Consider the following 5694-nt stretch of genomic DNA (forward strand, 5'->3'; position numbering starts at 1 on the left):
GCCCTATCTCTTCTCCAACACGCTGATGCCGGCGATCGCCGGCATCAGCGTGTTGGAGAAGAGATAGGGCCGCGAGCGCTGGCGCAGCCAATCGACCACCTGGCTTTTGCCCGAGGTGTAGCCGCCGGAAGCACCGCCCAGCGCCTTGCCGAGCGTGCCGGTGATGATGTCCACCCTGCCCTCGACGCCGCAATGCTCGGCCGAGCCGCGGCCGTTTTTGCCGACGAAGCCGACCGCGTGGCTGTCGTCGACCATGACCATGGCGTCGTATTTCTCGGCGAGGTCGCACACACCCCCGAGATTGGCGATGATGCCGTCCATCGAGAACACGCCGTCGGTGGCAATCAGCCGGAAGCGGCATTCCTTCGCCTCCTTCAGCCGCGCTTCGAGATCGGCCATGTCGTTGTTGGCGTAGCGGAAGCGCTTGGCCTTGGACAACCGCACCCCATCGATGATCGAGGCGTGGTTCAGCGCGTCCGAAATGACGGCGTCCTCCTCGCCCAGCAGCGTCTCGAACAGGCCGCCATTGGCGTCGAAGCAGGAGCCGTAGAGGATTGTGTCCTCCATGCCTAGGAAGGACGAGATCGTCGCTTCGAGCTCTTTGTGCTCCTCCTGCGTGCCGCAGATGAAGCGCACCGAGGCCATGCCGTAGCCGTAACGGTCGAGCGCCCGCTTCGCCGCCTCGCGCAACTCGGGACTGTCGGCGAGGCCCAGATAATTGTTGGCGCAGAAATTCAGCACCTTCTGGCCTGCAACCTCGATCTCGGCCGACTGCATCGAGGATATGACCCGCTCTGACTTGTAGAGCCCGGCCGATTTCAGGCCCTGAAGCTCGTTGTCGATGTGGGAGAGAAACGCTGCGCTCATGGTCTGGCCCTGTTCATTTGACGCGGACTGTCGCGCTACGCGGCCGAAAAATCCATCGCAAAAACGACCGCTTCGGTGTCGTTGCGAAAGCCTTCCGGCCACGGCGGAGCAACGATGCGCTCAAATGCCGACAACGCTTGAAAGGACGCGATAACCATCTTGTCAGCTTTGTCACGCCGCCGGGATAAGCGCCGCGCCTGCTTGCCGAGCTGTTAACCCTTTCACGTCAAGGCTCTTCCCGCCACGAATCCATGGCAGGAATCCGTCGACCGGAGGGGTCACCGAGTTATGTCGCAGCAGCCAGTGCAGAGCGTTTCGCGCAAGCTGATTCTGCTGATCAAGAGCGGCTACTGGCTGGCGCTCATGATCATCGCCGCCATGGTGATGGCGTCCTTCATCCTTCTGCAGCAGCTAATGGCGCAACAGCAGCACAATGACGCGCTGCTCGACATCGTCTCGACGCAGAAGGCGCTGTCGCAGCGCATCGTCTTCCTGGCGGGCGCCACGGGTGCCGCCTCACGCGACAAGCAGGCGGCGCTCGTCACCGCGCTCAAGCTGGCGACGGCCGAGTTCGAGACGAACTATGACCTGCTGCTAAAGGAGACCGGCGCCGATCCGCTGTCGCCGGCGCGCAACGATCCGAAATCGATCGAATATGTGCTGTTCAGCAAGCCGTTCCACCTCGACTATTTCTCGGTCGGCCTGATTGCCAACGGCGAACGGCTGGCCTCGTCCTTCGGATCCCAGCTCGGCATGCAAAGCGAGGGCTACAAGGGCGGCGGCGAACGCGCCGGCCTCGACGCCTCCGTCGCCAATGCGACCTTGTCCGGCTATGCCGCGCTCGGCCAGCGCATCAGCGCCTTTGCCAACGAGCGGTCGGACGAGATGCTCGACCTTCACCGCACGCTGTTCTTTGCCACCATCGGCGTCATCGTGCTGGTGGCGCTGTTCATCTTCCGGCCGATGTCGAAGGCCATCCTGCGCAAGACGCACGAGCTGGTCGATGCCCGCAATTCCATGGCCTTCATCGCCGTGCATGACGGCTTGACCGGCCTGCACAACCGCACCTTCCTCACCGATCATTTCGACACGCTGATCAAGGGCGCGCATCGCCGCCGCGAGCGCCTGGCGGTGATCCAGTTCGACCTCGACCGCTTCAAGCAGATCAACGACACGCTGGGGCACGCAGCCGGCGACTATGTGCTTGTCGTCACCGCGCAGCGCATGCGCGATTCCTGCCGCGCATCGGATCTTTGCGCCCGTCTCGGCGGCGACGAGTTCGTGATGATCCTCAACGGCGCCGGCTCCACCGAGGACATCCATGCGCTGGCCAAGCGTATCCTCGGCGAAATCAACGAGCCGATCACCTTCCAGGGCACAACCATCATGCCCGGCGCCAGCGCCGGCATCGCCGTCTACCCGATCGATGCCGAGAATGCGCAGGACCTGCTCGTCCATGCCGATCTCGCGCTCTATTCGGCCAAGAAGCTCGGCGGCGGAAGCTTCTCCTTCTTCTCCGAGGAGCTTCGGCGCGAGCTCGACTACCGCAAGCAGCTCGAGCAGGACATCCGTACCGCGATCGCCGAAAAAACCTTCGAGGTCTATTTCCAGCCACAGGTGTCGCTCACCAGCGGCAAGATCAGCGGCATCGAGGCGCTGGTGCGCTGGAAGCATGCCGCACGCGGCATGATCTCGCCCGGCGAGTTCATCCCCGTCGCCGAAAAATGCGGCTTCATGCCCGATATCGGCCGTATCGTCATCACCAAGGCAATCAACGAAGCTGCCGAATGGGACCGCGCCGGCATCGATTTCGGACGCATCGCCGTCAACGTCTCGGGCACCGAGCTGCGCGAGCCGGATTTCGACAAGTTCCTGTTCGAGACACTGGAGCGGGCCGGGCTCGCGCCGCAGAAGCTGTCGCTGGAAATCGTCGAATCCGTCATCCTCGACGACGAAAAGACCGGCATCGCCGCCAAGCTCAGGCACATCCGCGCCGCCGGCGTGCATCTCGAGCTCGACGATTTCGGCACCGGCTATGCGTCGCTCAGCCACGTCAATCCGAACGAGATCGACCGGTTGAAGATCGACCGCCGCTTCGTGCAGAACATCAACGAGAACGGCGACAACACCAAGATCGTGCGCGCCATCACCGAGCTTGCCCGCGGGCTTGGCATCTCGATCGTCGCCGAGGGCGCGGAAACCGAGGCCGAGCTCGACTCGCTTATGGCGATCGGCTGCGACCAGGTGCAGGGCTATTCGATCGCCTTCCCGATGCCGCAGGACAAGGCGCGCGAATGGCTGATGGCGCGCAGCCCGAAGAAGGCGAAGCTCAAGGTGCTGCAAGGCAGCCTGGCATAGCTCGATCGACCGGCAAGCTTGACAAGCTTGGACAGGCATGGCGGCCTGCCGCGATTGCAACCGGAACTTGCGGATGCCGCTTCGACTTCTTGTACTGACGCTGTTGCTGGTGGCGTGTCCTGCGCTTGCCGCCGACCGGACCATCTATCTCACCTTCGACGACGGTCCGCTGAACGGCACAGCCAATATCCTCGACGTGCTGCAGGCCGAGCAGGTGCCGGCGACACTGTTCATGGTCGGCATGCATGCCGAAGCCAATGCGGCCAACCGGGCGCTGCTGCAGCGGGCGAAATCGATGCCCTTGGTGACGATCGGCAATCACAGCTACAGCCATGCCTACAACCACTACCGGCATTTCTACGGCGACACCGAGGGCGTGGTCGCGGACATGCTGAGGGCCAATGCCGTGCTTGGCCTGAAGCCCGCCGTGCGCGCGCGGCTGCCGGGGCGCGACGTGTTCCGGCTGCCGTCGATGTCGAAAGACGACAACTCGCTTGGGCTGGCGCAGGCCGGCCGCGAGGACCCGGACTACGAGTTCGTCGCCGCGTCAGGATTCTGGCTCTATGGCTGGGATCATGAATGGGTGCATGAAGACAGCGGCAAGCCGGTGCAGAGCGTCGACCATCTGGTGAGCGAGATCGATCATCTGTTCGGCTACGGCCATTTCGTCAAACCGGGCAGACTGATCCTGTTGATGCATGACGAGATGTTCCAGGACGCCTTCGACGGCAAGGCGAAGCTCACCGCGCTGATCGCGGCGCTCAGGCTGCGCCACTACGCCTTCGGCGCCATCGCGACCTACGACTGAGGCGGTTTAATCCCCGACATTCCCACGGAGTGCTGCAAGCACTTCCGCGAATTCGGCCAGCCTCTCATCGGCAATTCCGCTCCGTAACCGCTTGTCGAAGGCGAGCGCGGCCATCCGCAATCTCTCGAACAGCGCTTCGCCGGCTTCAGTCAGGGCCACCTGGTGGACCCTGCGGTTTCCTGGATCGCGGCGGCGCGTCAGCAACCCTTGCGCCTCCATGGCGTTGAGATGATGGGTCAGCGTCGCGCCCTGGATGCCGATCATGCCGGCAAGCTCGCGCTGGTTGGCGAGTTCCTTCGACTTGACCGAGAGCAAGGTCAGCCAGACCGGCAGCGTGCCGCCGGCGTCGACCAGGGCGGCGTCGAAGGCCTGCGCCACCACCTTGGACGTGCGGGCGAGATTCATGCCGACTGGCGGGCGATCAAACGGCGTCATGGCCGGACACTAAAACAAGCAATGGATTGGCGAAATACTGCACGATGCATTGACATCTAACCATTAGATATCTAATTTTGTCTTATTCATGGTGCCGCCGGAACCAACCGACCGGCACTGCGACACGCCGGCGGCGGGCGAACGAGAGGAATGCGGTCATGCAATATGTCTACATCGTCGTCATCGGCCTGCATGTCATGGCCGGCGTGTTCTGGGCCGGCACGACCATAGCGGTCGCCCGCGATCCCGATATTCGAGCGGAACGGTTCTTCCGACCGCAAATGGGGGCGGCCGGTTTGGTTTTCCTGACCGGCATATTGCTTTGGTATTTTTTCCATGAAGGTGTCTTCGGCTCGATGGAAAAGGTGCTGGCGCTCGGTATCGTGACGGCGCTGATCGCCGCAGGCGTGCAAGGCGCGCTGGTCGGCTCCGCCAGCAGGCAGCTGGCCGCGGCCGATGCGGCGACGCAAACCCAGTTGCGCGCGAAAATGACCAGAGGCGAACGCATCGCCGGCGGGCTGCTGGTCATCACCGTGCTTTGCATGGCGACCGCCAGGATGTTTTGAGTATCGCACGACGCCGGCATCAGGCCGGCGTCATGCGCGGCGCGCAACGGACCGAAGCGGCAGGTGGCTCTCCTTGCTAGGTCGGTTGCGCGCCACCGATTGAGCATGATCTTCTCCGAACCGGAGGTTGGGATCACGCTCCATGCCTCAGATTCGGATCCCGAACCTGATCCCGTCATAGATGGCTGCATGGATGTTTCGCGAGGCGACCGCGTCGCCGATGCGAAATACGACGAAGCCGCCTTCCGGATTGCGTGACGGAAAGATGTCGCCGCCGCTCACCAGCCGCTCGTAATCGACCGCGCCGCCATTCCTCGACAGCGGCTTCAGCGATAAATAGAGATCGTCGAGCGGCGCCGTGCCATGCTCGACCACCACCTGGTCGACCCGCCGCTCGCCGCGCCAGCCATCAGCGAAGTCCGAGGCCAACTCGGCAATGAGCTGGTTGCCCTCGCGCCGCACCGAGCGCAGACGGGTGTTGATGGTGACGGTGACGCCTTTCTCGTGGAAGGCGCGCATATAGGGAACGTGGTTCAAGCCGCCCATTTCCGGCGCGAAGAAGCGCTCCGGCGAGACCAGCTCCAGCTTCGCGCCGCTGTTGGCGATCAACTCCGCCGCGCCCATCCCCTGATGACCGCCATTGTCGTCATAGAGCAGCAC

Annotated in this window: 5 protein-coding genes and 2 pseudogenes; 3 read left to right on the forward strand and 4 right to left on the reverse strand. The window is 63.2% G+C overall.

Going from position 1 to position 5694, the window contains the following annotated elements; translation table 11 throughout:
* Positions 1-30 precede the first annotated feature (30 nt).
* Both EOA38_RS26110 and EOA38_RS40985 read right to left on the reverse strand, forming a co-directional pair.
* Positions 31-867, reverse strand: a pseudogene (locus tag EOA38_RS26110) (glycine C-acetyltransferase); the annotation flags it as partial.
* Positions 868-902: 35 nt separating this feature from the next.
* On the reverse strand, positions 903-1025 hold the full coding sequence (locus EOA38_RS40985) for a hypothetical protein (RefSeq protein WP_281060120.1): 123 nt from the start codon (positions 1023-1025) through the stop codon (positions 903-905).
* Positions 1026-1155: 130 nt separating this feature from the next.
* Here EOA38_RS40985 and EOA38_RS26115 point away from each other — a divergent pair, with 130 nt between their 5' ends.
* Complete coding sequence (locus tag EOA38_RS26115; RefSeq protein ID WP_127300592.1) at positions 1156-3225, forward strand: EAL domain-containing protein; 2070 nt, start codon at positions 1156-1158, stop codon at positions 3223-3225.
* 73 nt (positions 3226-3298) lie between these two features.
* Positions 3299-4033: a polysaccharide deacetylase family protein gene (locus EOA38_RS26120; protein WP_127300593.1), complete on the forward strand. Its 735-nt coding sequence runs from the start codon at positions 3299-3301 to the stop codon at positions 4031-4033.
* 6 nt (positions 4034-4039) lie between these two features.
* Here EOA38_RS26120 and EOA38_RS26125 read toward each other — a convergent pair whose 3' ends face one another.
* Positions 4040-4468: a MarR family transcriptional regulator gene (locus EOA38_RS26125; RefSeq protein ID WP_127300594.1), complete on the reverse strand. Its 429-nt coding sequence runs from the start codon at positions 4466-4468 to the stop codon at positions 4040-4042.
* A 158-nt stretch (positions 4469-4626) separates the two neighbouring features.
* On the opposite strand from EOA38_RS26125, the gene EOA38_RS26130 reads away from it, so the two are divergent.
* The gene (locus tag EOA38_RS26130) at positions 4627-5034 is read left to right on the forward strand and encodes a hypothetical protein (protein ID WP_127300595.1); all 408 of its coding nucleotides are present in this window, start codon (positions 4627-4629) and stop codon (positions 5032-5034) included.
* Between the two features lie 147 nt (positions 5035-5181).
* Here EOA38_RS26130 and EOA38_RS26135 read toward each other — a convergent pair.
* Positions 5182-5694 (reverse strand): annotated as a pseudogene (locus EOA38_RS26135) (N-methylproline demethylase); the annotation flags it as partial.

Source organism: Mesorhizobium sp. M1E.F.Ca.ET.041.01.1.1 (assembly GCF_003997355.1).
GTDB lineage: Bacteria > Pseudomonadota > Alphaproteobacteria > Rhizobiales > Rhizobiaceae > Mesorhizobium.

What these genes read in the sequence shown, in the direction of transcription:
- EOA38_RS26120 (WP_127300593.1), top strand. Translation starts at nt 3,299, where the DNA reads ATGCCGCTTCGACTTCTTGTACTGACGCTGTTGCTGGTGGCGTGTCCT.
- EOA38_RS26115 (WP_127300592.1), top strand. Translation starts at nt 1,156, where the DNA reads ATGTCGCAGCAGCCAGTGCAGAGCGTTTCGCGCAAGCTGATTCTGCTG.
- EOA38_RS26125 (WP_127300594.1), bottom strand. Translation starts at nt 4,468, where the DNA reads ATGACGCCGTTTGATCGCCCGCCAGTCGGCATGAATCTCGCCCGCACG.
- EOA38_RS40985 (WP_281060120.1), bottom strand. Translation starts at nt 1,025, where the DNA reads ATGGTTATCGCGTCCTTTCAAGCGTTGTCGGCATTTGAGCGCATCGTT.
- EOA38_RS26130 (WP_127300595.1), top strand. Translation starts at nt 4,627, where the DNA reads ATGCAATATGTCTACATCGTCGTCATCGGCCTGCATGTCATGGCCGGC.